Annotated in this window: 23 protein-coding genes; 9 read left to right on the forward strand and 14 right to left on the reverse strand. The window is 69.6% G+C overall.

Annotated features, from left to right (window positions below; genetic code table 11):
- Window positions 1–296: 296 nt before the first annotated feature.
- Together CCS01_RS21900 and CCS01_RS21905 are read left to right on the forward strand one after the other, a co-directional pair.
- On the forward strand, window positions 297–1,580 hold the full coding sequence (locus tag CCS01_RS21900) for an outer membrane beta-barrel protein (protein WP_104520891.1): 1,284 nt from the start codon (window positions 297–299) through the stop codon (window positions 1,578–1,580).
- A gap of 211 nt (window positions 1,581–1,791) precedes the next feature.
- Entirely contained in the window at window positions 1,792–2,604 is an 813-nt protein-coding gene (locus CCS01_RS21905) for a WecB/TagA/CpsF family glycosyltransferase (protein ID WP_104520917.1), read from the forward strand.
- Here the strand turns inward: CCS01_RS21905 and CCS01_RS21910 are convergent.
- The 4 genes from CCS01_RS21910 to CCS01_RS21925 all read right to left on the reverse strand — a co-directional run bounded on the left by CCS01_RS21910 (window position 2,543) and on the right by CCS01_RS21925 (window position 6,434).
- Window positions 2,543–3,532, reverse strand: coding sequence for a glycosyltransferase family 2 protein (locus tag CCS01_RS21910; RefSeq protein WP_104520892.1), 990 nt, complete (start codon window positions 3,530–3,532; stop codon window positions 2,543–2,545). The two genes, CCS01_RS21905 and CCS01_RS21910, sit on opposite strands and share 62 nt — an antisense overlap.
- The gene (locus CCS01_RS21915; RefSeq protein WP_104520893.1) at window positions 3,529–4,563 is read right to left on the reverse strand and encodes a glycosyltransferase family 2 protein; all 1,035 of its coding nucleotides are present in this window, start codon (window positions 4,561–4,563) and stop codon (window positions 3,529–3,531) included. Before CCS01_RS21915 ends, CCS01_RS21910 begins: the two co-directional genes overlap by 4 nt.
- A gap of 18 nt (window positions 4,564–4,581) precedes the next feature.
- The gene (locus CCS01_RS21920; protein ID WP_104520894.1) at window positions 4,582–5,295 is read right to left on the reverse strand and encodes a sugar transferase; all 714 of its coding nucleotides are present in this window, start codon (window positions 5,293–5,295) and stop codon (window positions 4,582–4,584) included.
- 707 nt (window positions 5,296–6,002) lie between these two features.
- Window positions 6,003–6,434, reverse strand: coding sequence for a GtrA family protein (locus CCS01_RS21925; protein WP_239992347.1), 432 nt, complete (start codon window positions 6,432–6,434; stop codon window positions 6,003–6,005).
- A 158-nt stretch (window positions 6,435–6,592) separates the two neighbouring features.
- On the opposite strand from CCS01_RS21925, the gene selB reads away from it, so the two are divergent.
- Complete coding sequence (gene selB / locus CCS01_RS21930) at window positions 6,593–8,491, forward strand: selenocysteine-specific translation elongation factor (RefSeq protein ID WP_104520896.1); 1,899 nt, start codon at window positions 6,593–6,595, stop codon at window positions 8,489–8,491.
- Here selB and CCS01_RS21935 read toward each other — a convergent pair.
- The 4 genes from CCS01_RS21935 to CCS01_RS21950 all read right to left on the reverse strand — a co-directional run bounded on the left by CCS01_RS21935 (window position 8,409) and on the right by CCS01_RS21950 (window position 14,180).
- Window positions 8,409–9,869 (reverse strand): ATP-grasp domain-containing protein, encoded by a 1,461-nt coding sequence (locus CCS01_RS21935; protein ID WP_104520897.1) that lies wholly within the window; start codon window positions 9,867–9,869, stop codon window positions 8,409–8,411. The two genes, selB and CCS01_RS21935, sit on opposite strands and share 83 nt — an antisense overlap.
- Before the next feature lie 339 nt (window positions 9,870–10,208).
- A complete protein-coding gene (locus CCS01_RS21940; RefSeq protein WP_158258538.1) occupies window positions 10,209–10,979 on the reverse strand; it encodes a Spy/CpxP family protein refolding chaperone in 771 nt (256 codons plus the stop codon).
- A gap of 740 nt (window positions 10,980–11,719) precedes the next feature.
- Window positions 11,720–13,048 carry an NF038122 family metalloprotease gene (locus CCS01_RS21945; protein ID WP_104520899.1) on the reverse strand — a complete coding sequence of 443 codons (1,329 nt, stop codon included), beginning with the start codon at window positions 13,046–13,048 and terminating at the stop codon, window positions 11,720–11,722.
- 190 nt (window positions 13,049–13,238) lie between these two features.
- A complete protein-coding gene (locus CCS01_RS21950) occupies window positions 13,239–14,180 on the reverse strand; it encodes a LysR family transcriptional regulator (RefSeq protein WP_104520900.1) in 942 nt (313 codons plus the stop codon).
- Between the two features lie 466 nt (window positions 14,181–14,646).
- On the opposite strand from CCS01_RS21950, the gene CCS01_RS21955 reads away from it, so the two are divergent.
- Window positions 14,647–15,780 (forward strand): threonine synthase, encoded by a 1,134-nt coding sequence (locus CCS01_RS21955; protein WP_104520901.1) that lies wholly within the window; start codon window positions 14,647–14,649, stop codon window positions 15,778–15,780.
- A 55-nt stretch (window positions 15,781–15,835) separates the two neighbouring features.
- On the opposite strand, the gene CCS01_RS33075 is transcribed toward CCS01_RS21955, so the two are convergent.
- Window positions 15,836–16,363 carry a hypothetical protein gene (locus CCS01_RS33075; protein ID WP_146101892.1) on the reverse strand — a complete coding sequence of 176 codons (528 nt, stop codon included), beginning with the start codon at window positions 16,361–16,363 and terminating at the stop codon, window positions 15,836–15,838.
- A 38-nt stretch (window positions 16,364–16,401) separates the two neighbouring features.
- Between CCS01_RS33075 and CCS01_RS33080 the strand changes: the two genes are divergently transcribed.
- Window positions 16,402–16,593, forward strand: coding sequence for a hypothetical protein (locus CCS01_RS33080; protein ID WP_146101893.1), 192 nt, complete (start codon window positions 16,402–16,404; stop codon window positions 16,591–16,593).
- A gap of 821 nt (window positions 16,594–17,414) precedes the next feature.
- On the opposite strand, the gene CCS01_RS21970 is transcribed toward CCS01_RS33080, so the two are convergent.
- Genes CCS01_RS21970 through CCS01_RS21985 form a run of 4 tightly spaced genes read right to left on the reverse strand, consistent with a single transcriptional unit; the run spans window position 17,415 to window position 20,604 of the window.
- Window positions 17,415–18,482, reverse strand: a complete 1,068-nt coding sequence (locus tag CCS01_RS21970; RefSeq protein WP_158258539.1) for a GNAT family N-acetyltransferase — start codon at window positions 18,480–18,482, stop codon at window positions 17,415–17,417.
- A 4-nt stretch (window positions 18,483–18,486) separates the two neighbouring features.
- Window positions 18,487–19,227: a YdcF family protein gene (locus CCS01_RS21975; RefSeq protein WP_104520905.1), complete on the reverse strand. Its 741-nt coding sequence runs from the start codon at window positions 19,225–19,227 to the stop codon at window positions 18,487–18,489.
- 6 nt (window positions 19,228–19,233) lie between these two features.
- Window positions 19,234–20,166, reverse strand: a complete 933-nt coding sequence (locus tag CCS01_RS21980) for an NAD-dependent epimerase/dehydratase family protein (protein ID WP_104520906.1) — start codon at window positions 20,164–20,166, stop codon at window positions 19,234–19,236.
- 36 nt (window positions 20,167–20,202) lie between these two features.
- A complete protein-coding gene (locus tag CCS01_RS21985; protein WP_104520907.1) occupies window positions 20,203–20,604 on the reverse strand; it encodes a hypothetical protein in 402 nt (133 codons plus the stop codon).
- 202 nt (window positions 20,605–20,806) lie between these two features.
- Here CCS01_RS21985 and CCS01_RS21990 point away from each other — a divergent pair, with 202 nt between their 5' ends.
- The 4 genes from CCS01_RS21990 (at window position 20,807) to CCS01_RS22005 (ending at window position 24,359) form a co-directional block, all read left to right on the forward strand.
- Window positions 20,807–22,114: an NAD(P)H-dependent oxidoreductase gene (locus CCS01_RS21990; RefSeq protein WP_104520908.1), complete on the forward strand. Its 1,308-nt coding sequence runs from the start codon at window positions 20,807–20,809 to the stop codon at window positions 22,112–22,114.
- Between the two features lie 602 nt (window positions 22,115–22,716).
- Complete coding sequence (locus CCS01_RS21995) at window positions 22,717–22,938, forward strand: hypothetical protein (protein WP_104520909.1); 222 nt, start codon at window positions 22,717–22,719, stop codon at window positions 22,936–22,938.
- A 367-nt stretch (window positions 22,939–23,305) separates the two neighbouring features.
- Window positions 23,306–23,506, forward strand: coding sequence for a hypothetical protein (locus CCS01_RS33085; protein ID WP_146101894.1), 201 nt, complete (start codon window positions 23,306–23,308; stop codon window positions 23,504–23,506).
- 322 nt (window positions 23,507–23,828) lie between these two features.
- A complete protein-coding gene (locus tag CCS01_RS22005) occupies window positions 23,829–24,359 on the forward strand; it encodes a hypothetical protein (RefSeq protein ID WP_146101895.1) in 531 nt (176 codons plus the stop codon).
- A gap of 529 nt (window positions 24,360–24,888) precedes the next feature.
- On the opposite strand, the gene CCS01_RS22010 is transcribed toward CCS01_RS22005, so the two are convergent.
- The gene (locus CCS01_RS22010; RefSeq protein ID WP_104520912.1) at window positions 24,889–25,716 is read right to left on the reverse strand and encodes a class I SAM-dependent methyltransferase; all 828 of its coding nucleotides are present in this window, start codon (window positions 25,714–25,716) and stop codon (window positions 24,889–24,891) included.
- Between the last annotated feature and the right edge of the window lie 5 nt (window positions 25,717–25,721).

A 25,721-nucleotide genomic window follows, 5' to 3' on the forward strand; every position in this document is an offset into this window, starting at 1 on the left:
CCAGGGACGAGGAACGCGAACCCGCAACGCGCGCTTTCGTTGCGCATCGCAGTCGATCGTTGGAAGGGTCGGTGCCGCTGGCCTTTATCGGCACGGGACCGGCTGCGGGTAGCGCCGCCTGCCTGCGGCATGTGCGCCCCGGTAAACCGTCAAAACCTGGCATGACCGGTTTCACCACGACGGGATCGGGTCCGGCATTGGCGTTCTGCCCACGCCTGCGGTGCTGCGGAAGCACAGCCGTTCCGCCGCGCCGCCGTTAACCGTTCGTTAGCACCTGCCGGCGATACTGCGCCGGCATGCGCAGGCGTTCCTTCCTGAACCGGAGCCTCCTCGCCGCCCTCGGCACGGCCGCAGCCGCCGCGCCGGCCGCGGCGGACATGCTCTCGACCTGGATCCCCGACGGCGTGCCCGGCTACGGCGCCGCGCCCGGCGTCACCGTCGCCTCCCGCCTGCATCCCGAGCAGATGTCGCTCGGCCTGCGGCTCGACTCGTTCCAGATCTGGCCGCGGCTGGACCAGGGCTTCGGCTACACCAGCAACGTCCAGGCCGGCACCCGGCAGCTGGGCAGTTGGCAGATCGTCACCACGCCGACGCTGATCATCAACTCCGACTGGTCGCGCAACGCGTTCGGCGCCGCGCTGTCGGCGCAGAACATGCACTACCTGTCGGCGCCCGGGCAGGACTGGACCAACGCCACGGTCTCGGCCGGCGGGCGGATCGACCTGGGCGCCGACCAGGTCACCCTGGCCGCCTCGCACCTGTCGCTGCACGAGGATCGCGACCGGATCGACAACCTCCCCACCGACCAGCCCGTCGCCTTCCAGGTCGATGACGCCCGCGTTTCCTACACCTTGACCCGTGGGCGCTGGAGCATCATCCCGAGCCTGCAGGCCGCGCGTTGGTCCTATGGCGATGCCACGATCCAGAACGCGCCGGCAGACCAATCCTATCGCGACCGCCTGGTCGGCGAGGGCGCGGTCACGCTGCGCTATGAGTGGGCGCCGCTGCGCAACCTGCTGTTCGTCGTCCGCGCGCTCGGGCAGGACTACCTGCATATGCCGTTCGGCCAGCCGACGCCGAACTCGGCCGGCTACCAGATGCTCGGCGGCTTCAACTACGACGCCAATGCGGTCTGGCACTGGCGTGTCCTCGTCGGCGGCGAGGTCCGCCAGTTCACCGCCTCGGCCTACCCCCAGCAGAACACCCTGATCGCCGACGCCGCCGTGACCTGGTCGCCGACGGGTCTGACCACCGTCGGCTTCACCCTGGACCGGGAAACCGCCGACGCGGCGCAGGAGGGTGTCTCCGGCCTGACCTACACCGCCGCGCGCCTGAGCATCGACCACGAGATCCTGCGCAACCTGGTGTTCAGGGCCTCGGCTGTGTTGCAGCAGGCGGATTTCTTCCAGGGCGGCAGCCAGCGCGGCAGCACCGTGGGGGCGGCGCTGACCTGGGTGATGAACCGCTCGCTGCGGCTGTCGCTGACCTACGACCAGACCGACCTGCAGGCGGTGCACGGCACCACCCTGCCGGGCTACAGCGGCGGCCTGGGCCTGCTCACCGTTCGGATCGGCCTGTGATGCCGGGCCTTCATCCCATTGGCGCTGACTTGAAGAGGAACAGAGCGCGGTCGTCGCCCTATCGTCGCCTTATCGTCACGGCCGGGCGTGTCCCGGCCATCCACCCCCCGCCGTCGAAGCGCGGATGGCCGGGACACGCCCGGCCATGACGGAGAGGCAATTGGTCCGACCCCGTCTCCCTCAGTCAGTGCCCATTGGGCATGCCCTGGCCATGACGAGCGACAACGGGCCTCCGCCCACCCTGGCGACGCGGGCAATCGCGCCGCCGACGCTGCCGCTGCTCGGGCTGGATTTCGCCTGCCTGGACCTGGCGGCGGCCGCGGCGGCGATCGCCGCCCGCCCGGCCGGAGCGCCGTTCGCCTACGTGGTGACGCCGAACGCCGATCACCTGGTGCGGCTGGACGGCGACGTGGCGCTGCGGGCGGCGTACCGGGGCGCGGCGCTGTGCCTGCTGGACTCCCGCGTGGTGGCGGCGGGGGCGCGCCTGCTGGGACTGCCCGCGCCGCCGGTGGTCACCGGCAGCGACCTGACGGCCCGCCTGCTGGCGCGGCACCTGCAACCGGGCGAGCGCATCACCATCGTCGGCCTCTCGCCTGCCTGGCTGCCGGCGCTGGCCGCGCGGCTCGGCGTGGCGCCGCCGGCGCACTATGACCCGCCGATGGACTTCGACTGCGACCCCGACGCCTTCGCCGCCGTGGTGGATTTCGTCCGGGCCCACCCCGCGCGGCTGGTGTTCCTGGCCGTCGGCTCACCGCGGCAGGAGCGCCTGGCCGCCGCCATCGCCGCCGCGGGCGATGCGACCGGCACTGGGCTGTGCGTCGGTGCCAGCCTGGAATTCCTGGCCGGCGCCCGCCGCCGGGCGCCACGGGCGATGCAGCGCCTCGGCCTGGAATGGCTGTTCCGCCTGGCCGCCGAACCGCGGCGCCTGGCGCGGCGCTACTTGGTCGACAGCCCGCGGATCGTCACTTTGCTGTGGCGGCAGCGCCGAGCCGCCCGAGCGCCTCGGTCCGCAGCCGGCGCATGACCGAGCCGCGGTGCGCGCGGTCGTTGCGCAGCAAGTAGGACCAGGCCTCCCGCGGCAGCTTCCGCGGCCTGGCGCGCGGCGCCATCGCCCGCGCGGCGCGGATCGCCCGCACCGTCTGCCGCAGCAAGCCATTGCGGCAACCTTTCAGCAGGTAGCCCACTGCGCGCGGCGCGATCTGCGGCCAGGTGGCGCCGATTTTGCGCTCGATGTACAGGCGGTTGCGGACGAAATAGAACCAGCGCGCGGCGCCCCAGCAGACGCGCCGCTCGGGGCTGACCTTGTGGCGGATCACGATGTCGCCGCGGTAGCGGATGCGCCAGCCCAGCGCGATGGCGCGCAGGCAGAAATCGTATTCCTCCCAGCAGAAGAACAGTTTGCCGTCGTAGCCGCCCGCCTGCTCCCAGGCGCCGCGGCGGAGCGCGTGGCCGGCGCCGACATAGGTGACGGCATCGAAGCTGTCGCCGGCGCTGGGCAGCAGGCTGGCCGGATAGCCCCAGGACGACAGGTCGTCGCGTCCGTCGGCATAGGTGACGATGCGGCAGCCGATGGCGGCCAGCCGCGGCTCGGCGTCCAGCGCCGCGACCAGGCGGGCGACGGTGTCCGGCGCGGCGAACTCGGCGTCGTTGTCCAGCGCCACGATCGCCCGGCCGCTGCCGAGCCGGGCGAGGAAATTGCGCCCGCCGGCGACGCCCAGGTTGCCGCCCACGCTCAGCAGCGCCGCGTTGGGCAGCGCCCGCACCGCCTCGGCCAGCCGTTCCACCCCGGCGGGCTGCGAGCCCTGGTCGAGTACGAACAGGTGCGTCGCCACCCCGATCTGTTCCTGCGAAGAGCGGATCGCCGCCAGGGTTTCCTCGATCCGGTCCAGCGCCAGGATCAGGATGTCGGCATCCACCGGCGCAGCGGGCAGGGAGCCGGCGAGCAGCGTCATTCCGGCCACTCCGCCGACGGGATCGCCAGGTAGGCCAGGCGCTTGCTCTCCTTCCGCCCGCGCGCGACGGCGTCCAGGATCAGGCCGCAGGTCAGCGACAGCGAGCCCAGCAGCACCAGCCCCACCGCGCTCAGCGCCGTCGGCAGCCGCGGCACCAGGCCGGTGTGCACGAACTCCACTACCACCGGAACGCCGAGGCCAAGGCCGGTGGCGACCAGCAGCACGGCGGCGAGGGAGAAGACCTCCAGCGGGTGCTCCTGCTGGATCAGCGTGACGATGGCCCGCAGGATGCGCAGCCCGTCGGCCACGGTGTTCAGCTTCGATCGGCTGCCCGCGGCGCGCTGCCGGTACAGGGTCAGCACTTCCTGCACCGGCATGTGCAGGGCGAGGGCATGTACGCTGAACTCGGTTTCCGTCTCGAAGCCGGAGGACAACGCCGGGAACGACTTGACGAAGCGGCGGCTGAACACGCGGTAGCCGGAGAGCAGGTCGCTGATGCCGCGGCCGAACACCCGCGCGACCAGCCCAGCCAGCAGCCGGTTGCCGAAGCGGTGGCCGGCGCGGTAGGCGCCGCGCGCCACGCCGTGACGGGCGGCGCTGACCATGTCAAGGTGCCGCTCCAGCAGCAGGCGCAGCATTTCCGGCGCCGCCGCGGCATCATAGGTGTCGTCGCCGTCCACCAGCACGTACGCATCGGCCTCGATGTCGGCGAACATGCGGCGCACCACGTGGCCCTTGCCCTGCAGCCGCTCGCGCCGTACGAGGGCGCCCGCCGCCTCGGCCCGCTGCGTCGTGCGGTCGGTGGAGTTGTTGTCGTAGACGTAGATGGTGGCGTCCGGCAGGGCCTTGCGGAAATCGGCCACCACCTTGGCGATGGCGGCTTCCTCGTTATGGCACGGGATCAGCACCGCCACCTGCGCCTCCGGCGGCTGCAGGCCGAACTGCTCGGCGACGGACGGGCCATGCGGCCGCAGTGACGGGTCATGGCCGGCGGTGATGGACGGTGGCAGGCGGAATATGGCGGCGGACATGGCACATGCCCTCCTCGCTCAATACGCGTTGCGCATCCGCAGCACCGCTCCGACGGTGCGGCCGATGATCGCCAGGTCGCGCCAGGGGCTCCAGGTCGCGATGTATTCCAGGTCGCTGTCAAGCCGGCGCAGGAACTTGTCCTCGGTGTCGGTCTCGCCGCGCCAGCCGCGCACCTGGGCCAGGCCGGTGACGCCCGGCTTGACGCGGTGGCGGGTGGCATAGCGGGGCGTGATGCTCTCGAACCGGCGGCCGGCGACGCAGGTGCCGGGAGCGTGCGGCCGGGGGCCGACCAGCGACATGGTGCCGTCCAGCACGTTGAACAGTTGCGGCACCTCGTCGAACGAGGTGTGGCGCAGCAGGGCACCGAGCCGGGTGACCCGCGGGTCGTGCCGCGTCGCCTGCCGGCAGGCGCCGGCGCAGGCCTGCCGCCGCATGGTGCGGAATTTCAGCATGCGGAAGCGCTGGCCGTGCAGGCCGATGCGCTCCTGGCTGAACATCGCCGGGCCGCGGCTGGTCAGGCGGATCGCCGCGGCGGCCAGCAGCATCGGCAGCGCCAGCACGGCCAGGATCAGCAGCGCAAAGCCGATATCCATGGCGCGCTTGATCGCCGCATCGCGCCGCGGCATCGCCGCCGGCGCCTGGGCGGCCGGCTTCCGGGACATGGGCGCGAGGGCGATCGCCCCGGTCTCGCAGGCCCATGGGCTGAAGTAGGAAATCAGGACGGGACTCATGGCCGCACCTAACCCGCTGGTGAGGCGGGAAGACTGGGCATGGTCCGGTTAGCGATTGGTTAACGCCACACGCGCCGATCATCCGTCCGGAAGATTTTTTGGCTGGGCGAGACGGCCGGACCCTCCGACGCATCGCTGCCGCACGCTGGAGCGTTCCGGGCGGGATTCTGAGCCTGTTTGACTGGGGTGGGCCGGGAGGTCTGGGGGTTTGCTGTCCGGGAGCGAGGCGTGGTCACGTGATCTGGCGTGGTTTTGGTGCGGACAGGGTGCCTCCGCCGGCCCGGACAGCGTGGTTGATGGTGTATTTCTGTTTGCACAGAGAAGGAACTGAGGGCGGTGGAGGGCCACGGGGATCAGGGGGATAGCGGGCGACAGAGTGCCGGTGTCGGCGTGGGAGGCTGATGCAGCGATCCAGCCAGGCGGCGAGGTCAGGCTCCATGGTCCGACAGTGCTGATCGCCGGGCGCTTCGCGGGCAGCGCCAGATCTTCTTCCCTGTGGCCCTCGGCGGTTCTCCATTTTTCTCTGTGCGAGCATTCAAGGACGGCCGTACCGCACGCCCGCCGCCGGTGGCGCACGGTCAATCGAAGCGCCGGCACACCCTGTCCAAGCGGCCGGCGCTCAAATCAGCCAAACGGGCCCTCACACATTGCCGAAACGATCTGCCGCGACCCTGGCCCACATCATTATGGCTGGGCTTGCTCCCGGGTCAGCGGAACACCAGCCGGCGCGAGAGGTTGAAATTGACGAACACACCCGCCACGGAGCCCGCGGCAATGGCGATGATCGGCTGCTGGGCGGCAATCGGCAGGAAGGTCACCAGCAAGGCGTAGGTGCCGCGGTTCAGCACGAACCCGGCGAAGTTGGTGGCCATGAAGCGGGCCCATTGCGCGTGGATGGCGCCCGCGCCGGTGCCGTGGCCGCGGAAGGTCCAGATCCGGTTGAGCGCCCAGGTGGTGGTGGCGGCGGTGCCATAGGCCACCATCCCGGCGCCATACAGGCCCAGCGCGTGGCGCAGGCTGTAGACCGTGATAGTGTCGACGATCAGCCCGCCGAAGCCGACGATGATGAACCGGACGAACTGGATCGCCATGATCAGGCGGGCAGGGGACACCGACGGCATCAGTCGGCGTAGCGTCATCTGGATCAAGGCTCATCACATCCGGCTGTTCAGCGCCTGCCTAGCGCTTGCCGGTTCGCCCTCGCAAGCGAACATCCGGCGACAACGACGCGGCGGCGCCGGCGAGGCGGCGTTTTGCTGCCATTCGGCATCATATTTCGGGGAGACGGGACCACAGCATGATTATCGGCACCGCCGGGCACGTGGACCACGGCAAGACCGCGCTGGTCAAGGCGCTGACCGGCGTCGACACCGACCGCCTGGCCGAGGAGAAACGCCGCGGCATCACCATCGACCTGGGCTACGCCTATCAGGGCGAGCTCGGCTTCGTCGACGTGCCGGGGCATGAGCGCTTCGTCCATACTATGCTGGCCGGCGCCTGCGGCATCGACACCGCCCTGCTGGTGGTGGCGCTGCCCGAGGGGATCCGGCCGCAGACCCGTGAGCACCTGCAGATCCTGTCGCTGCTGGGCATCGGCAACGGCGTGGTGGCCTTGACCATGGCCGACATCGCGGCCGATCGCATCCCCGACGTCGGCGCCGCCGTGCAGGCGCTGCTGGCGGGCACGAAGCTGGCCGGCGCGCCGATGGTCCCGGTCTCGGCCCTGACCGGGCAGGGCATCGACGACCTGCGCGGCGCGCTGCTGGCCGCGGGCGGCGCGCCCCGTGACACTGCCGGATATCCGCGGCTGGCGGTGGACCGCGCCTTCACGCTCTCGGGCGCCGGCCTGGTCGTCACCGGCACCTTGGTCGCCGGCCGCATCGCCGCCGGCGACCGCCTGCTGCTGTCGCCGGCCGGGCTGGAACTGCGGGTGCGCGGGCTGCACGCGCAGAACCGGCCGGCCGAGACCGCGGCGGCCGGCCAGCGGGTGGCGCTGAACATTACCGGCCCGCGGCTGTCGAAGGAGTCGGTGGCGCGCGGCGACTGGGTGCTGCATCCGGCGCTGCACGCGCCCACCGCCTCGCTCGATGCCCGGGTCACGCTGCTGGACGACGCGCCGCGGCCGCTGCGGCCGGAAACCGAGGTGCACCTGCACACCGGCGCCGCTCACGTCATGGCCCGCCTCGCGCTGCTCGACGCCCATCGGCTGGAACCGGGGGAGACGGCGCTGGCGCGGTTGACGCTGCGGCAGCCCATCGGCGTGCTGGCGGGCGACCGGATCGTGCTGCGCGACAGCGGGGCGACGCGCACCCTGGGCGGCGGCGTGGTGCTGGACCCGTTCCCGCCGCGGCGTGGCCGGCGCACCCCGGCGCGGCTGGCGCAGCTTGCCGCGCTGGAGACGGCGGATACGGACGAAGCACTGCGCGGGCTGCTGGCAGTTGCGCCCGGCTGGACCGGCGAGGCCGCCTTCCTGCGCGCCCGCAACGTCGAGGAAGCCGCGCGGCCCAGGCTGCTCACCGCGGCCGGGGCCTTGGCGGCGGGCGGGCTGATCCTGTCGCGGGCGGCGTTCGACGGGCTGCGCCAGGCGGTGCTGGCGGCCCTGGCGGCGCAGCATCGCAGCGCGCCGGAACTGCCCGGGCTGCAGCCGGAGCGGCTGCGGCAGGCGATCCTCGGCCGTCCCCCGGCGGCCGCCTTCGCCGGCATCCTGGCGGCGCTGCTGCAGGAGGCGGTGATCGAGCAGGACGGCCCGTGGCTGCGGCTGCCCGGCCACCGCATCAGCCTGTCGCCGCAGGACGAGCGGATCTGGACCGCGGCCCGCCCGATGCTCGCCGCCGAGCGCTTCCGCCCGCCGCGGGTGCGCGACATCGCCCACAGCGTGCAGATCCCGGAACCCGTCGTGCGGGCGACGCTGAAGCGGCTGCAGCGGATGGGTCAGCTGGTCGAGATCGCCCAGGACCATTTCTTCCTGCGCGAAACGGTGGCGGAGATGGCGGCCATCGCCGCCGCGGTGGCGGAGCAGGAGGGCGTGCTGACCGCCGCGCTGTTCCGCGACCGCCTGGACAACGGCCGCAAGGTGGCGATCCAGATCCTGGAGTTCTTCGACAAGGCCGGGGTTACGCTGCGCTCCGGCGACCTGCGGCGGGTCCGGGCGGATCGTGTCGGGCTGTTCGGGCCGGGGACGAAACCGGAGGCGTGAGGGCGGCGCCGGGCGCCCAGGGGGCCGTGTCATGGCCCGCCGTGTCATGGCCCGCCGTGTCATGGGCCGCCGTGTCATGGCCCGCCGTGTCATGGGCCGCCGTGTCATGGGCCGCCGTGTCATGGCCCCCCGAATCATGGTCATCGTCGCGGCCGGCCCGCCGCCGCAGCATCGCCTCGAACGCGGCAAACACCTTGCGCATCTGCGGCGGCTTGTAGGGGAACAGGTTGGGCGGGTCCATCAGGTGGACGATGGCGGCGGTGTCGGCCTCGAACACCAGCAGGCGGCCGTCGTGGGTCTCGGCGCAGTCGATGGCGTAGTAGTCAAAGCCGAGGCGGTCGTGCAGCGCCGCGAACGCGGCTTCGTGGCGGCGGGCGAAGCCGAGGTCGAAATTCGCCATCGCATACGCCTCGGCCGCCCGCCGATCGGCGGATTCGGTCATGCCGGCGTTGAGGTAGTGGACCATCCAGTCCTGCGAGCTGGCCATGTGGCAGAGGAAGGGTCGGCGGTCGATGAAGGCGATGCGCGACTTGTGGTAGAGTCCGTCCGGGCCGGCATACTCCTGGTAAGCGGTCAGGTAGAAATCCCGGGCGAACGACCGCCGCAGGCAGGCGGCCAGCTCCGCGGGCGTGCCGGCCCGCATCAGGCCCGCGCCGGCGTGGGAGCCGCTCGGCCGGATCAGGCAGGGATAGCCGGTCGCCGGCGGCTGGCCGGCGTCGAGTTGCGCCGCGAGCGCCGCCCGGGTCACCGCGACGGTGGGCGGGCTGCAGATCGCCGGCACATTGGCCAGCGACCGCGCCAGCGCGTCGCGGGCCAGCAGCGGCAGGAACCGGGGATCGTTCAGCGCCGGCCGCGGCCAGGCGTCGAACAGGCGCCGCAGCCGGGCCAGCGCCGGGGCGTCGGCCTCGCTGACGGCGAAGAAGGCGACGTCGTGGTCGGGGATGACGCGCGGCAGCGCGCGGTCCGGCAGCAGGTACAGCAGGTCGAGGCGGACATCGATGGCGCCGGTGATGAACTCCAGCGGCGTGTTGACCATCAGGTCGCCGGGGGCCATCAGCGCCAGCAGCCGCAGCAGCCGGCCCGAAGGCCGATCCGATGGCCGATCCGGGGCGGCCTGGCGGCGCACCCGGTAGAGCGGGCTGAGGGCGAGCGCCTCGTCCTGCAGGGCCAGCCCCTCGACGCGGCGGAAGGCCAGTTGGCAGGCGATGGCGGTGTCGTACAGGCGGGCGGCGGGGGATTCGGCGTCGCCGATGCGGGCGACCAGCGCGTCGTGGTCGTCGCCCTGGAAGGCGAAGCTGGTCAGCGCGCCGGCGCCGAGAACCGCCGGCGGAGCGACCGCGTCGTCGAGGGTGGGAAGCCAGTCGGCTGCGGGGAACATCAGCGGGTCCGGGTGCGGTTGCGACGCCGACGATAGCGGGGAAAGGTTAATATTTTCTTTCCGCGGCGACCGGAGTTCGTTCCTGTTTGGCAAGAACAGCGGTGTGCCGAGGTCAGGGCACTCGCACACGACGAAACAAATTCGCGGCTTACAGCGGACTGTATGCAGATTGGGGCATGGTTGCCCATCGCGAGGCCCGGGGGGTAACGTTTCATCACGGTTGACAACGTCCGTTGCCGGGCGACGTCCGCGCACGGTCCAGGCGCGGCGCCTCCACGGCCCCGTTCCGACCGCACCCGGGCGCGGTCCCAACCGGCGCGCGGTCCGCTGCGTCGGTCGCTAACGGGTCCGGAACGGCCGCATCCCGGGCGTCCAGGCGTACGGGGCACCGGCCCGGAACGGACGATATCCCCGCAGCCAGGGGCGACCATGGCGCAGGCGCGGAGCAAGCAGGAAAAACGGCGTCCCCAACCCGATCGGAACACCCGGGATCCAGGCAGGGTAGGGCGGATAGTACGGATACGCCGGGTAAAGCGGGCCACCATCATAAACTGGATACGGCACCTCGCCCGGTTCCTGGAGCGGGGCGCCATAGGCATCGCGGCTGGCCGGCGGAAGCTCGTAGAGCTGCCAGGGCAGCTCCGGGATGCTGCCAACCAGGCTCAGCGGGCTGGTCCGGAACAGCACGTCCGCGATCTTCTTCTGGTGCGCCGACAGGACGTCGTACAGCGCCTGGAAGGCGGCGACGAATTTGTTCAGCCCCGCCATCTGGACCTCGCCCAGCTTCTGGTAGAGGCCAAGCGTCTCGACGGCGGTGCGGTCCGGCGTGGGATGCAGCCGCTCATTGGCCAGCGGAGCGACCGCCGCGGCGTTCTCCCGCAGGACCTGGGCAAGCTTGTTCCACAGCGGCTCCTGGGTCGGCGTAATGCGAAGCCGGTCGTGCAGATACCTGATGCGCGCGGCGACCGGATCAAAGGCGGAGGCTTTGCCATGGCCGTGCTGCGCGGGCGTACCCGACGATGCGGGCGGCGGCGTGGCATCCTGGGCAGCGGCGACTTTATCCGGCGACGGTGCCGCAGCCGCCGCCGGCGCCAGGGAGACAGCAGCCAACAGGTTGAGGCCGGCGGCGCCAAGGTGAGATTTCGCCCTCGTCCGTGTGTGCGCAACAGGACGAGCAGGATGACCTGTCATCGGCTGACGTTCCCTGCATAACAATGCCCACGCCGCGAAGGCCCGTGGCCTCCGCGGACAAAGACGCCTGGTTGCTGCCGCGGATTTCGATCGTTTGCGGACAACGACCAGGATCTTTGCCTGGTATCCGGGATAATCAAGATGGCGCCGCGGCAGCGGGACTGCACGGCCACGCTGCGTGATCCGGCCACCGTATCGGGGATGGACGCAATCGCCAGCGCGCCCGGACGCGGGAATTCCCACGCGGCGATCCCATGGCCTCACCAATGATGAAGGCCGGGCCATACCAGCCGCGATTGCGGAACGATAACGCGTGTCCAAAATTCGGGAAACTGGATGATGAAGCCGAAACAAAAAAGACAGTTGCTCCGCGGAACCTTCGTACGCTCCGTGTTGAAAAGCGGAGGCAAATGCGCCTGGGACCCGGCCTTATCGGCACCGCCGGTCCATGTTCATTGCGCCGAAGGCTCACATGTTTAAGTGTCTGTCCGAGAAGGTAGCCAATGGAATCAAGTGGTTAACCCACAGCTGGTAGCGGAACGGTCTCGAAAGTAGTGGCGTTTTCCGCCGATGAGCGACACCGTGTCGTCCGTAACTAGTTGGAAGATAAGGGAAACTTTTCGGACAGACACCAAGGCGGAGGCGGCAGTCAACCAACGTCAAGCTGCATGAGTTGTCATGTAACCCGTGCCCGAAGCGCCCGCCTCGCCCTGTGCGTGGCCGAGGGCACCTGCCAGCCGGGCCCCCAAGCCGGCGGTGGTATATCCTGCCAAAGTAACGTCTTCCGCCACCCCCTTCGCGGTCCCGAACACGCCCGTCAGCCCTTTCCCGCCCTGATCGTTCAGCCATGCCGGCATGAAGTCCGCCGGAGCGAGGCCCCGGATCGTCAGGCTGTCGCCGGCATGAAAATCGACGGCGGTTGTCGATCCCGCCGTCGCGAGGTGGCTGTCATCGACGAACAACGAGTCAACGCCGCCGTCGGTGGGAACAACCGTGCCGTTCGCCTGGCTCGCATTGATCACCGCGTTGCCGGCGCCGCTGGCGATGAAGCCGTTGTGCGTCTCCGAAACGACATGCAGGGTGTCCTGGCTCACCCGGGCGCTGCTCTGCGTGATCGCGCCGCTCGCCGCGGTGGCAGGCGTCCCGGCCGCCGGCGTGGCGGCGCCGATCGCCGTGTTGCCGCCGGTCGTGGCCGGAGGCGGCGTGCCGGCGACGTTGTAGCCCAGCACGTCCATCATGGTGATGTCGGTTGCCGACATCGGCTCGGCCTGGCCCGGAAGGCTGTAGCCGAACGGGTCGCCCGGCACGCTGGACGCCCAGTCGCCCGGGTCGCCGGTGGGGCTGGGATCGAACGGCAGCAACGCCGTCCGGCCGCCGTCGATCGAGAAATACGACGCCTCGCCCCTGGCCAGCGCGAGTGCCCCGGGCGCGGCGTAGCGGACCAGGTCCATCGGCGAATACCATCCGGGGCTATACTGCAGGCCGGCGAAGCGTCCCAGCGCGTGGGTGATTTCGTGTTCCGCGATACCAATGAAATCATACAGGCCGGGCTGCGCCCTGGCGTTCGGATCGAAGGTGAATCTATAACTGCCGCTGAAGCCGATGCTGCCGTCGATGCCGGGCGACGCGGCCGGCAACGCGCCCCAGGCTTTCTCCAGCGCTGAGGCCACGAAAAAGTTGCCGCCGCCGGTCGGGTCGGCCGCCGGCAGATTCGCCACCACCGATTGATCCGCCGGGGTGGTGGCCACCCTCGCCAGCTCGGCCTTCAGCGTGCCGTACGACATGCCGCTGCCGTTGGTCGGCCCGCCGCTTGCCAGCTCGCCCGCGGGAATCGGGCTGCCATCGTTCTCGCCCCAGCCGATGCGGATGGTGACGGTGATCGGGTTGGTGATCAGCGCATCGAGATAGGCGGCCGCCGCCGCGAGCCCCGTCGTGAACCCGACCGGCGCATTGGCGACGCTGGGGTCGTAGGCAAAATCGATCTGCATCGCGTCTCCCGTGGCCGGAGCGGCCTGAAGATACCATCCCCAATGGCGACGGACCCGGCGTGAGATCAATACACAGCCGTGTCAGTATCAACAGGCGGTGACCATATCAGCCTAGGCCGGGTCTGGTGGCGGCATCAGGCATCGCAGCGCGATCAGCCGTCCCGGCACGGGCTTCGGTTCGGTATATTAACTAAACCAGCCAGGTCGCCTCGTTCTCGCCCCATTCCCGTCCGTCGCGCAGCCGCGTCTCCAGCTGCTTGAACCGCTCGATCATGAAATCGATCACGACGCGCGTGCGCAACGGCATATGCCGCCGCGAGGGATAGACGACGAAGGCGGGACGCCGGCGGGCGACGTAGTCCGGCAGCAGCCGGTACAGCCGGCTGCCCCGGAAATCGTCGGTGGTCAGCGCGTCGCCGAGCAGGGCGATGCCGTAGCCCGCCAGCGCCGCCTGCCGCACCACCAGCGAATTGTTTGAGCGGAACGCGCTGCCGACCTCCACCTCCACCGCGCCGTCGGGACCAGTGAACGACCAACGCGTGCTGCCCGGCCCGATGTCGTGAATGATGCAGGTGTGATCGGCCAGCTCGGAGGGATGCGACGGCGCGCCATGCTTTTCCAGATAGGCCGGCGCGGCAGCCGGCGCCGAGCCGATCATGGCGATGGCGCGCGAAACCAGCGAGGTGTCCGGCGACTGGCCGAAGCGCAGGGCGAGGTCCAGGCGGTCCTCCACCAGGTCGGACAACTCCTCGCTGACCACCAGTTCCAGCGACAGCCCGGGGTAGCGGTGCAGCAGGGTGGTGACGTCCTTGACCAGCAGGATCGCCGCCCCGACAGGCACGCCGATGCGCACCAGCCCGGTCGGCTCGCCGCCGTTGCGGCCGAACGTGTCTTCCAGGTCCTCGGCCTCCTCCAGCAGGTGCCGCGCCCGGTCAACCAGCGCCTGGCCGTCGTCGGTCAGGCTGAGCTTGCGGGTGGTGCGATGCAGCAGCCGGACGCCGAAATGCTCCTCGAGCTGTGCGACCTGGCGCGTGACCGCCGACTGGCTGGTGTTCGTTTCCCGCGCCACCGCGGAAAACGAGCCGGTCTCGACGACGCGAATGAAGGTCTGTAATCCGGAAATCAAATCCATCGGTTCGTCCGTCTGTCCTCAGCGTGCCCGGCTCAGCGAGCTCGCAGAAAATTAATATAGCAACATTCGTCAGTCATGCGACCGGCGAGACAGGCTTGTCGCGGCCGAGGATCGCTTTCCCTACAGGACGCAGCGGACCGGATCGGGAACACGCAGGAACCAGGGCGAACCCACGACCGGCCGGGTCGCCCGATCCGCCCGAAGGCATACCGCGGCGGCAGACTGTGGCGCCCCGATCCGCCGGGTCCGCCTCGGCCCGCCGCTCTCAGGGCGGCAGGCGCGTCGTCACACCGTAAAAGCCGGTACGGCGGCGAAATCCGGTCATGCGCCTGGATATCTTCCGGCCGCCGGGCGGTTGCAAGCCCACGCCCCTGTGATGATTTCGGGACAACGTCAGACGTGACACGCCAAGCCGCGCGCAACCTGCCGCTTGAGTGCCAGTGCAGTTCTGCGCACACTCGTGTGTATGCAAATTGATTATCTCGACCCTCGCTCGGGCGCGACCTTCCCGCTCGACCAGCCGCGCTGGTGCGGGCCGGACCGCGCGCCGCTGATGCTGACGCCGCTGCCCGGGCTGACCCGGACGCAGATCGACGCCGGCCTGCGCAGCCTGTGGCGCTATCGCGCCGCCTTCCCGCTGGCGGTCGAGCAGCCGATAACCCTGGGCGAAGGCTGCACGCCGCTGATCGCGCGCCGCATCGGCGGCGTCTCGACCCTGCTGAAATGCGAGTGGCTCAACCCGACGTGCAGCTTCAAGGACCGCGGCGCCAGCGTCATGCTGTCGCTGCTGCGCGCACAGGGGATCACGGCCGTGCTGGAGGACAGTTCCGGCAACGGCGGCGCGGCGGTTTCCTGCTATGCCGCCGCGGGCGGGATGGCGGCGACGATCCTGACGCCGGAGTCGACCAGCCCGGCCAAGACGGTGCAGATGCGGGCGCACGGCGCGACCGTGGACCTGATCCCCGGCACCCGCCAGGACACGGCGGATGCCGCCGTCGCCCGCTCGGAGTCGATTTTCTACGCCAGCCACAACTGGCACCCGTTCTTCCTGCACGGCACCAAGACTCTGGCCTACGAACTGTGGGAGGATCTGGGCTTCCGCGCGCCGGACAACATCATCACCCCCTGCGGCGCCGGCTCCAACGTGCTGGGCTGCGGCATCGGCTTCGCGGAACTGCTGCGCGCCGGCGAGATCGACACGCTGCCGCGCATCTTCGCCGCCCAGCCGGCCAATTGCGCGCCGATTGGCACGGCGTTCCTGGCGGGGGCGGAGGACGCGGTGCCGACGACGATCGCCCCGACGATGGCCGAGGGCACGGCGATCGCGCATCCGGTGCGGATGCGGGAAGTCCTGGGCATCCTGCGCGAGACCAACGGCGGCGCGGTGATGCTGGACGAGGCGGAGATCGCCGCCGCGACGCTCGACCTGGCCCGCGCCGGCGTCTACGTCGAGCCGACGAGTGCGCAGGCGTCGGCGGCGTTCGGCAAGCTGCTGGAAACCGGGACGATCACGCCGGAGCAGACCACGGTGCTGGTGATGACCGGCACCGGCCTGAAGGCCACGCCGCGGATCGCGGAGCTACTGGGGATTGGGCTGTAAGGGCAGTGGTCCGGCCGCATCATGGCGAGGTGCTCGCCCGGCCTCATCTCAGCGCCTATGCGGACGATCCGGGCCATGATGGCGGGGGAACGTACCGCTGCCTGCAGCACCACCCGGCGGCCGAATAGCGCCGCTGCAACGGGAACAGGATGCGTATCCCGCTGTTGCCATTTGTGGCCTCCGGCGCCAGGCCGCGCTGCACCAGGCGGTTCCAGTTTTCCAGGGTCCGGTACGCCGTGCGCGATCTGCCCGAGCGACTGCCGATGATGGCCAGGCGTGCGGCCTCGACTGCTGTGCTTCCTGCTGGCCGGCTATGCTGGCGAACGCGCGGCACGGAGGCTGACGACACTTTCACGCCGATCCGCAAACCGGTTTCGGCCCGGGTGCCGGACGCCCGCATCGAAGCCGAGCCGGAGGCAGCCAGGCGACAGGCCGACGGGACCTCGATGCGCCGATCCTGATCACCTTCAGTCCGGCGCAGCCATGATCGGCGGCAATCAGGCTTGTCGTGTCGCAACGACTGCGCGTTGTTTCGCTCCAGGTGATGGTTGTCAATAATTGTTTGCAGGCCTTTCAGGAGCACGATAGCGTGCGGGAATAGAGGCAAGCGGTTCAGGAAGGTTGCGTGCGCTGGCACACACCTATCGCGCGATGGCATCGGATGGGGACGACCTCCACCTGAAGGCCATGCTTCGGCAACCCGCGGAGGAATTCGAGCGCGAAGCGGCCGACCTGGAGGGCCACGCCAGTGTCGTTACCAACGACACCAAACAGCCGGCCGGCGCGTCCCGTCCCAAACCCATTGTCGCGTGAAACATATCGAGACGTTCAGTCCCCCCTGGCCGCGCGCGGGCACCACGAGGGATGAAAATGGCAGCCGCCGTTGCTTTTCCGTCATGGCCGGGTGTGTCCCGGTTATCTGCGCTGCGACGGCGGGGGCCGGGACGAGCCCTACCGCATGCACAGATCCTGGAAACAATCGCCGAGCCAGGCGCTCGCCCGATGCCTGGGAACGTTGCCGCCTTGTCGCCGCGCCGATGCGCGTTGGGCGGACCGGCAACTGGCCGAGGATGCGCAGGTCCGCCTCGCCGTCGTGTGACCCGCACGCATCTGGCGTGGGGCGTCGTGCCGACCGGGATGGGGCGGGTCTGCCACCGCAATCAAGCGAACACGGAGTTGCACGGTGTTCGCACGGAGTTGCGCAGCGTCGTCCGGGGCGGCCGCATCATGATCGCCTCCTTGGCGGCGTCCGATCGTTTGATGCGATTCGCGCGACGCGCATGACCAACGTTCTCTGCGGAACTCCGTGCCAACACCGTGCAACTCCGTGTTTGCTTGATTGCCGTCGGTGAAACCGGCACCAGCCATGACAGTATTGAGCCACGGCGGCAGCGGATCGTTTCCGGAATCTGTGCATCCGGTAGGGACACGCCCGGCCACGACGGTGAGGCGATGATCCTGCGGAACCGCATTTTCGCAGCAGCATAGAAACGATTCAGCGGACCTGCGGCCGCGACGGGTGGCCGACGATCCGCCTGCCGTTCCACGGACCGGGCGACTGACAGAGTGTCGGCTCTTGCCGCTGAAGCCCGCGGTCTCCAGTCGCCGTGCGGATGACGTCGCCTTCCTGCCGATCAACGCCCGGTTGGCGCCAGCCGCCGCGCGCTGGCCCGCAGCAGGCCGGCTACCCGGCCGCCGAAATGGCGCAGCAGCGCAAGAGCCCCACGCAGCCGCCATGGCGCGACCAGCAGCACGCCGATGCGCTGGCGCCGTTGCCGCGCCCAGTCCTGCTTGTAACCGTCGTCGCCCCGGCCGAAATCGATTTCCGCCACGTCCTCGTGATCCAGCAGGTGCCGCAGCATCAGCGCCGTCAGCACCGTCCCCGGGGAGTGCGCCTTGTACGCCTCGTCATGCGCCAGCTTCAGCACGATGGCGCGGCGATGCATCACCACCCACATCTGCACCGCCACCGGCACGTCGCCGATGGACCACAGGCCGAACCGCAACGCCCCGGCCGCGGCCATCGCCCGCATCAGCGCAACGTTGAAGGCCGGATAGGGCTCGGGCTCTTTCCAGCTGCGCCGGTACACGGATTCGAACGCTTCCGCCGCCCGGTCCATCTCCGCCGGCTGCGCCAGCAGCGCGAACCGCGCGCCCGGCACCGCCTCGGCCCGCCGCAGCCGCCGCCGGATGGTTTCGCGCAGCGCGCCGGGACGCTCGCGCAGGTAGGCGGCCCAGCCGAGGCCGGACACGTCCTCGTGCCAGTTGCCGAAATGGTCGAAGCGGAGCGGCCACAGCCACGCCCGCCGGGCGCCGGCGCGCAGGTCCGGCAGCCCGTCCCATTCCGCCGGCAGCGCATCCAGCCGGGTGACGCCGCTGCCGCGGCAGAACCGCGCGAACGCCGCCATCGCCGCGACGCGGGACGCCTGCTCCGCTCCGGCGGCGAACAGCGGCGCATAGTCGCAGGTGTAGGGCGTGGTCAGGCCGGCCAGCCGCCCTCCCTGCCGCAGCATCGGCACCAGCGCCACCACCGCATCGCCGGCCCGCAGCGTGACGAAGCACGGCTTGGCATCCGCCGGCAGGCCATGCGCCAGCACCACCTCCCACCACGCCCGTCCGCTGAACAGGCCGGTCGCGCCGTCGAGCAGCGCCAGTGCCTCCGGCGCCAGGCCGCCGAGTACCGCGGTTGTCTCGATTTCCATGCGCTCAGCGGAACCACTTATAATACAGCAGGCCGATCCATTCGTGCATGGCGTAGTAGCCTGTCTGCCAGTCCGAGGCATGCGGCATGAGGTCACCCCAATCCGGGCCATCCGGGTCATCCGGCGGTGTCGGCGCGGCCGTCACCGTCAGGCCGGTGCCCTGGAACGCCACCAACGCCCGCTTCATGTGCCAGGCACTGGTCACGACGTAGATCGAGGTGATGCCCGCGGCGTGCAGGATCCTGGCGCTGTAGCGGGCGTTCTCCCAGGTGTCGCGCGACTTCCACTCGACCCAGCGCGCCGGCGTCTGGAAGTCGTCGTGCAGGCTCTGCAACATGACCAGCCCGACCGCCTTGGTCCATTCGGTGGAGACGCCACCGGTCGCCAGGATCGGCAGGCCGGTCCGCCGGTGCAGGGCGGCGGCGGTGCGCAGGCGGTCGAGCGTCAGCAGGCCCGGCCGGAAGTCAACGATCCCGTTCCGTGTCGAGCGGAGGGTCTCGGCGCCTAGCACGACGATGGCCTGCGGCGGGTGGTCCGCCGGCGGCGTCGTCGGCAGATCCGTCTCCAGCGCGACCAGCGCGCTGTCGGAAACGACCGACAGGCTGAACAGCAGCAGCAGGACGGCGGCCGCCCAGGTCAGGCGGCGGCCGAGCCGGTGCCAGCGGCCGCGCAGCAGCAAGCCGATGATGATCAGGGTGATGAACCCGGTGGGCGGCATCACCAGCGACAGCAGGATGGCTTTCATCGGGCGCTACCGCGTGGCCTCCGTCATCCAGTGCAGGACCCGGGCGAGGCCGTCGCCCAGCGTGACCCGGTCCGGCAGGCCGAGCACGGCGTTGGCCCGGTCGGGCAGGCCATGCGAGTGCCGGATCTCGCCCGCGCGCGGCGGGCCGTTGCGGGCGTCGAGCGGCCTGCCCGCCAGGTCCGCCACCAGCGCCGCCAGTGCCGCCACCGATGTCGGCCGGCCCGTGCAGACGTTGAACACCGGGGAGTCGGCTGGACGCAGCGCCATGGCGGCCAGCAGGGCCGCGACGACGTCGGCGACATAGACGAAGTCCCGGGTCTGCCCGCCGTCGCCGTTGATGGTGATCGCCATGCCGGCGGCGATGCGCTCGCAGAAGATCGAGATGACGCCGGAATAGGGGGATTTCGGGTCCTGCCGCGGCCCATACACGTTGAAGAAGCGCAGCCCGACGGTGGGAATGCCGTGCACATGGCTGGCGACCCGCGCGTGCAGCTCGCAGCCGTACTTGTCGGCGCCGTAGCCCGACAGCGGGCGGCACGGCTCGGTTTCGCCGATTGGCACGCTGGCGGCGTCGCCGTAGACCGCGGCCGAGGACGCATACACCACTGGGATGCGGCCGCCCTGGCGGCGGATGGCGTCGAACACCGTGATGGTGCCGGTCAGGTTGGCGCGGTGGGTGCCGAGCCAGTCGGTGATGCCTTTCTCGACCGAGGCGATGGCGGCAAGGTGGAAGCAGCCGTCCACGCCCTGCATGGCCTGGCCAACCGCATCGGGGTCCGCCACGTCGCCGACGATCAGCGTCACCCCGGGCGGCAGGTTGTGGCGATGGCCGGTGGACAGGTCGTCCAGGACGCGGACGCTGTCGCCGCGGGCGAGCAGAGCCTCGACGAGGTGCGAGCCGATGAAGCCGGCGCCGCCGGTGACGAGCCAGGTGCTCATGGCCGTGCCGCGCCAAGGTGATGGTGGACGCCCCTGTCAGCCGTGCAGCAGCCGTATCTGCCGCGGCACCGTGCCATCGGACAGGTGGCCGAAGCCTTGGTTGGTCTCGTCAAGGGTGATGGTTCCCGTACGTAATTTTTGCATCCGCAGTTTGCCACGCCGAGGCAGCGCAATGAAGCGCGGAATGTCACATTTCGGCGCGCAATCGCCCACACAGGGCCTCGGTATGCTCTTGCCGTCACTGAACAGCGCGGCGATTGGCGCGGGCGGTGCCTGACAAGCCATCATTTCATAGAAGGAATGCATACGGCCACGGCGAAAAACCATGGCGCCGCTGACAGCGTGCATCACAACCAGCACTGCCGGACGACGCAACGCCAGGTGGCCGGACGCTGGGACTTCCTGCCACAACCGCGCCACCCGCACCAAGCCGCGCAACGTCCCCCTGATCCCCTGTGGCCCTCCACAGCCTCAGTTCATTCTCTGTGCGAATAAAAATACCCCATCAACCACGCTGTCCCCGCCAGGGACGCACCACTCCCGCCCACGGCCGTACCGGAAAAAACCCCACCGCCGCCCCACTGTTCCCCAATCCCCCCAACGCTGCTATCGCCTCCCAAACCAGAATGGGAGGACACGCATGAACCTGTACCGCCTGCTGCAAGCCCGTGCCGCCAACGGCCGCCCCGTGCGCGTCGGCCTGATCGGCGCCGGCAAGTTCGGCTCGATGTTCCTCTCGCAGGTGCCGACGACGCCGGGGCTGGAGGTCGCTTCCATCGCCGATCTGTCGCCGGACCGGGCCCGCGCGGCCTGCCGCAACGTCGGCTGGAGCGAGGAGCGCATCGCCGCCACCCGCATCGTCGACGATGCCGCCGGCATGATCGCCGCGCCCGACGTCGAGGTGGTGGTCGAGGCCACCGGCCACGCCCCCGCCGGCCTCGCGCATGCCCGCCGTTCAATCCGGGAGGGCAAGCACATCGTCATGGTCAACGTGGAAGCCGACGTGCTCGCCGGCCCGCTGCTGGCGCAGGAGGCCGCGGCGGCCGGCGTGGTGTACAGCCTGGCCTATGGCGACCAGCCGGCGCTGATCTGCGAGCTGGTGGACTGGGCACGGTCCTGCGGCTTCCCGGTGCTGGCCGCCGGCAAGGGCACGAAGTACAGGCCGGAATACCACGCCTCCACGCCGGACACGGTCTGGGGCTTCTACGGCCTGACGCCGGAACAGGCGGCTGTCGGCGGGATGAACCCGCAGATGTTCAACTCGTTTCTTGACGGCACGAAATCCGGCATCGAGATGGCGGCGGTGGCCAATGCCTCCGGTCTGACGCCGGCGCCGGACGGCCTGGGGTTCCCGCCCATTGGCACGCACGAACTGGCCGAGGCGCTGCGCCCGGGCAACGCCGGCACGCTGCATCATGCCGGCCAGGTCGAGGTGGTTTCCAGCGTGCAGCGCGACGGCAGCCCGGTGCGCAACGACCTGCGCTGGGGCGTGTACGTGGTGTTCGAGGCGCCGAACGATTATGCCCAGCGCTGCTTTCAGGAATATGGCGTGGCAACCGATTCCTCCGGCCGCGTCTCGGCGCTTTACCGCCCGTTCCACCTGATCGGCCTGGAGCTTAACGTTTCGATCCTGTCGGCCGCATTGCGCAAGGAGCCGACGGGGGCGCCGACCGGATTCCGCGGCGACGTGGTTTCGACAGCGAAGCGGGATTTGCGCGCGGGCGAGATGCTGGACGGCGAGGGCGGCGCCTGCGTCTGGGGCAAGCTGATGCCCGCCGCCGACAGCCTGCGCCGCGGCGGCCTGCCGATCGGCCTCGCCAACCGGGTGCCCCTGGTGCGGGATGTGAAGCAGGGCCAGCCGGTGACCTGGGATGACGTGCGGATCGACGCGGCCGACGAAGCCTATCGCTGTCGCCGCGCCATGGAGGCGGCGTTCCCGGCCGGCTGACAGCGACTGATCCGCGTCATCCACTATACTGATCCGCGTTATCCGCAATCCTGGTCCGGCGGGTGCGGGCAAGGCCGGCCGGCCAAGGCCCGCGTCCGTCCCGGCCGGACGTGCCCCTGCCAGACACCGGCGCGAGGCTGCCGCTGCCCCGCCAGCGGCGGAATGCGCGGCCCGCGCCTGTCGCATAGGCGTTACTAACGAGACGGCAAAGGGCGGCCATCGCCTATCGTCATGCCGGGCGAAGGCCCGCCATCCACGCCTTGCGATGCCGCTATCAGCAAAGGCCTGGACGGTGGCCCGGAGCCTGTGCCCGGGCTGGTCCCGGGTAGCCGCCATGACGAGAGGGGCGGTTCGCTGCCACACGAGCCAGACGGCAGAGGTTTGACCGTCTCCTTCGTAAAACAGGGGCGCCGATTACTCCCGCATCATGGCCGTCCATAACATAATGATAACGACCACCGGCGTGTCTCACTATTCCAACGCCAGTGCGGCGCCCGTCCCCGGCGGATCGATCGCGATTTGCGGCCAGTTTGTGACAAAGGCAACAGAAAGCCGCCCAGGTCCAGTGATAAAAGCCGGATCAACCCGAATGGAGCGGCATCATGTCCCAGTATATGCAGTGCATCGCCTCGTCGATCGGACCCATAGTGGTCCGCAGAGGCACGCTTTCCCTGGTGGTTTCAGTTGACGGCATCGCCCCGCGGCGGCACGCGACGATCGTGGACGGCTGGGGCGGCCTGCAATCCGTGACGGAGCGCGAGGACGGCCACTGGCGGCTTATCCAGGGCGACGCCGGCGGGTTCGCGGAATTCGTATCGGTCTGATGGCCGGGAATGCCTCCAGGATGGCCGGAAACGGGCAACGGCGCGATACACAAAGGCCTGCCATCGGCCGGCATGGACGCCCGGTTTTGCGTTGCCGTCGCGGTATCCGCGGCATGTGCCGCTGCGAACACAGGAGCCCGCCATCCATGTCCTGCGGCGCCTGGAAAGGCGTTGAATGTGCGCGCAGAGTAACGATAATCCGCTCGAAGCACGCGTTGACCCTGGACGGGAAGTCCCCCTCGGGTTCGTCCGCGCCTTGTTTGGCCTCCGGGTGCGGCTGACCAGGCCGCGGCATGGCGATCTGCCGCGTGGAGCGGTGCAGCCCCATCAGGCAAAGGGACGATATCCGGACACGCGGCGGCTGGTGATGTCCGGCCGGGACGGTGCCTATCATCGAAACGCCCACTTCAAGCCCCGCAAAGACAGCGCCACCGCTGCCGAGCACGTCATCGTGATCGTGGCCGGTGCCGATCACCGCCTCGCTGTCGCGGCCCCGACAGCGGCCGCCATCCGGCCGGCAATGCCGGAGCACCAGCGCGGAGCATTGGGCATCAACCAGCAAGGCTGAGGGATTGATAACATCGGATACGGCCATGATGGCCAAGCCTTCTCGCTGCAAGCGGTTGGCGACTGCATCAAAGCAGGCGCCACCGGTCATGTCCCCCGCCCCTGATCACCATCCGAAGCGCGAAAGGGCGACGATTGAATGCAGCCGCTCTGTTCCCGGAGGAACCCTCGGACGCCAGCGCGTTTACAACGCTGTGACACGGCGGTGATACGCGATTTACAGCGCTCCCCCAAACCTGCCGGCGGCTACTCAGCCAGAAAAGCAGAAGGAGGTTTCAATGCGACCGCGCACATCGCTGCTGTCCGCCCCGAGGATGCACCTGGTGAGGAAATCGATCGCCTGCTCGGCCATTGCGCTCGCGTCTGTCGGCGCTGCGACGCTGGCAACGCCGGCGACGGCGCAGGAACTGCAGTTTTCCGGCCCAGAGATTATGACGCAAGTCGAGGTACACATGGTCGCGGCGGCAGGTGGCTCAGGTCAGGTCTACGGCGTCGCCAAGTGGATCGGGGCCGCGAGCCTGCCTGGTCTGTTCGACTCGATGCACGAAACCTCAATCGAAGGATTTCAATTCGACGCGAATCGCAAGCAGGGAGAAGCCCGGGGCTCCTTGTTTCGGACAAACAACGATGGTACTATGGCCGGGTCATACAAAGTCAATTTTTCCGTTACCAAGGACGAGAAAGGCCAGTTCAAGGGTTCTTCCGAAGGCACCTTTGAGATCACCGATGGGACTGGCCGCTTTGCGCATGTGCGCGGCCACGGTACTGGGAAGGGAAGTTTCGAGGGCCCAAACTATTCCGGGCAGTTGAACCTCACAGTGACCGGTTTCGAGAAGCGCGCGTCGGCGCAGTGACGTCATTTACGTAGCGGCGTCCGCTGTGCCACCCGGGAGAGTGCGCCTCTCCCGGTTCGCGGCGTTTGTGCTGTTCTTGTGGCATGGCGCGCCATGATCGCGCGAGCCGGCCGGACCGCGCCTTATGGTGTCTCCGAACCCCAAGGCAACGAGCGCCGGCACCAGGCACGGTCAGTGGCGCGTCCCGGTTCGGCCGGAGCCTGGCACGGCTGATTCGTGCTGCGCCGCAGCTGAGCCTGTCCAGAAATTTGTATGAAGGTCATAACGAAGCCCCTGATGGAGGGACGGGAGCGCGTTATGACCTTCATACAAATTTCTGGATAGGCTCGATGCCGAGGCGCTGGGTCGCGAAACCGGCTGTTACCATGCCAGGGCACAGGCGGCCGACGTCCCGTCTTCCAGGCGCAGCCAGCCGCGCGAAGCGCCCGGGACGGCCACATCCTGCCATGCAGTCCCCGCCGCCACGGCGTTCCCCATGCCTCCGTGCGTGCATCCGCGATGCGTCCTGCACCTGCGCGCCCGGAGGCAATCACACCTTCGTCGCCACCACTTCGAGATAGTCCCCCGGGACCACCATCGCGCCGTCGCGCGCGGTATTGAACCGGCCGATCAGCGCATGAAGCTCCGCCTCGAGGCCCCTCTGTCCATCCTCGTCCAGCGCCGCGAAGGCCTTCACCAGCGGGCCGTAGAGCGTCCTGAAAACCTGCACCCAGTGGGCCGGCGACCGGTAGCGGAAGACGAAACTGCGCCGCTGCGTCGCAACCCGCGCGCGGGACCCGAACAGCGAGGCCAGATGCGCCTCCTCGCCCCACAGAACCGGCGGCCTGACGCCCGGCGGCGGCGGGACGCGCGCGCCGACTGTCCTCAGCAACTGGCCGACGAAGCCCGCCGGCGTCCAGTTGGCGAGGCCGATCCTTCCGCCGGGCTTCAGGACACGCAGCATCTCGTCGGCCGCGCGCTGCTGGTCGGGCGTGAACATCACCCCGAAGGTCGAAAGCACGATGTCGAAATTCTCGTCGTCGAACGGCAGGGCCTCGGCGTCGGCCTGCTCGAAGCGCACGTCAAAGCCGTCGGCCGCCGCGCGCGCCCGGCCGCGGTCGAGCAGGTCTTCGACGTAATCGGTCGACACCACGTCCGCGAAGCGGCGGGCGGCGGCGAGCGTGGCGTTGCCGTTGCCGGCACAGACGTCGAGCACACGATGGTTAGCGCCGAGATCCACGGCCTCGCACAGCGTCTCGCCGACGATCTGCAGCGTCACGCCGATGCGCGCATAGTCGCCGGCGCTCCACACCGCGCGCTGGCGGGCCTTGATGGCGGCGTAGTCGACGGCGGCCGGAATTGCGGTCTGGATGTTCATCGCGG

Origin of the sequence: Rhodopila globiformis (assembly GCF_002937115.1) — a bacterium.
Taxonomy (GTDB): domain Bacteria; phylum Pseudomonadota; class Alphaproteobacteria; order Acetobacterales; family Acetobacteraceae; genus Rhodopila; species Rhodopila globiformis.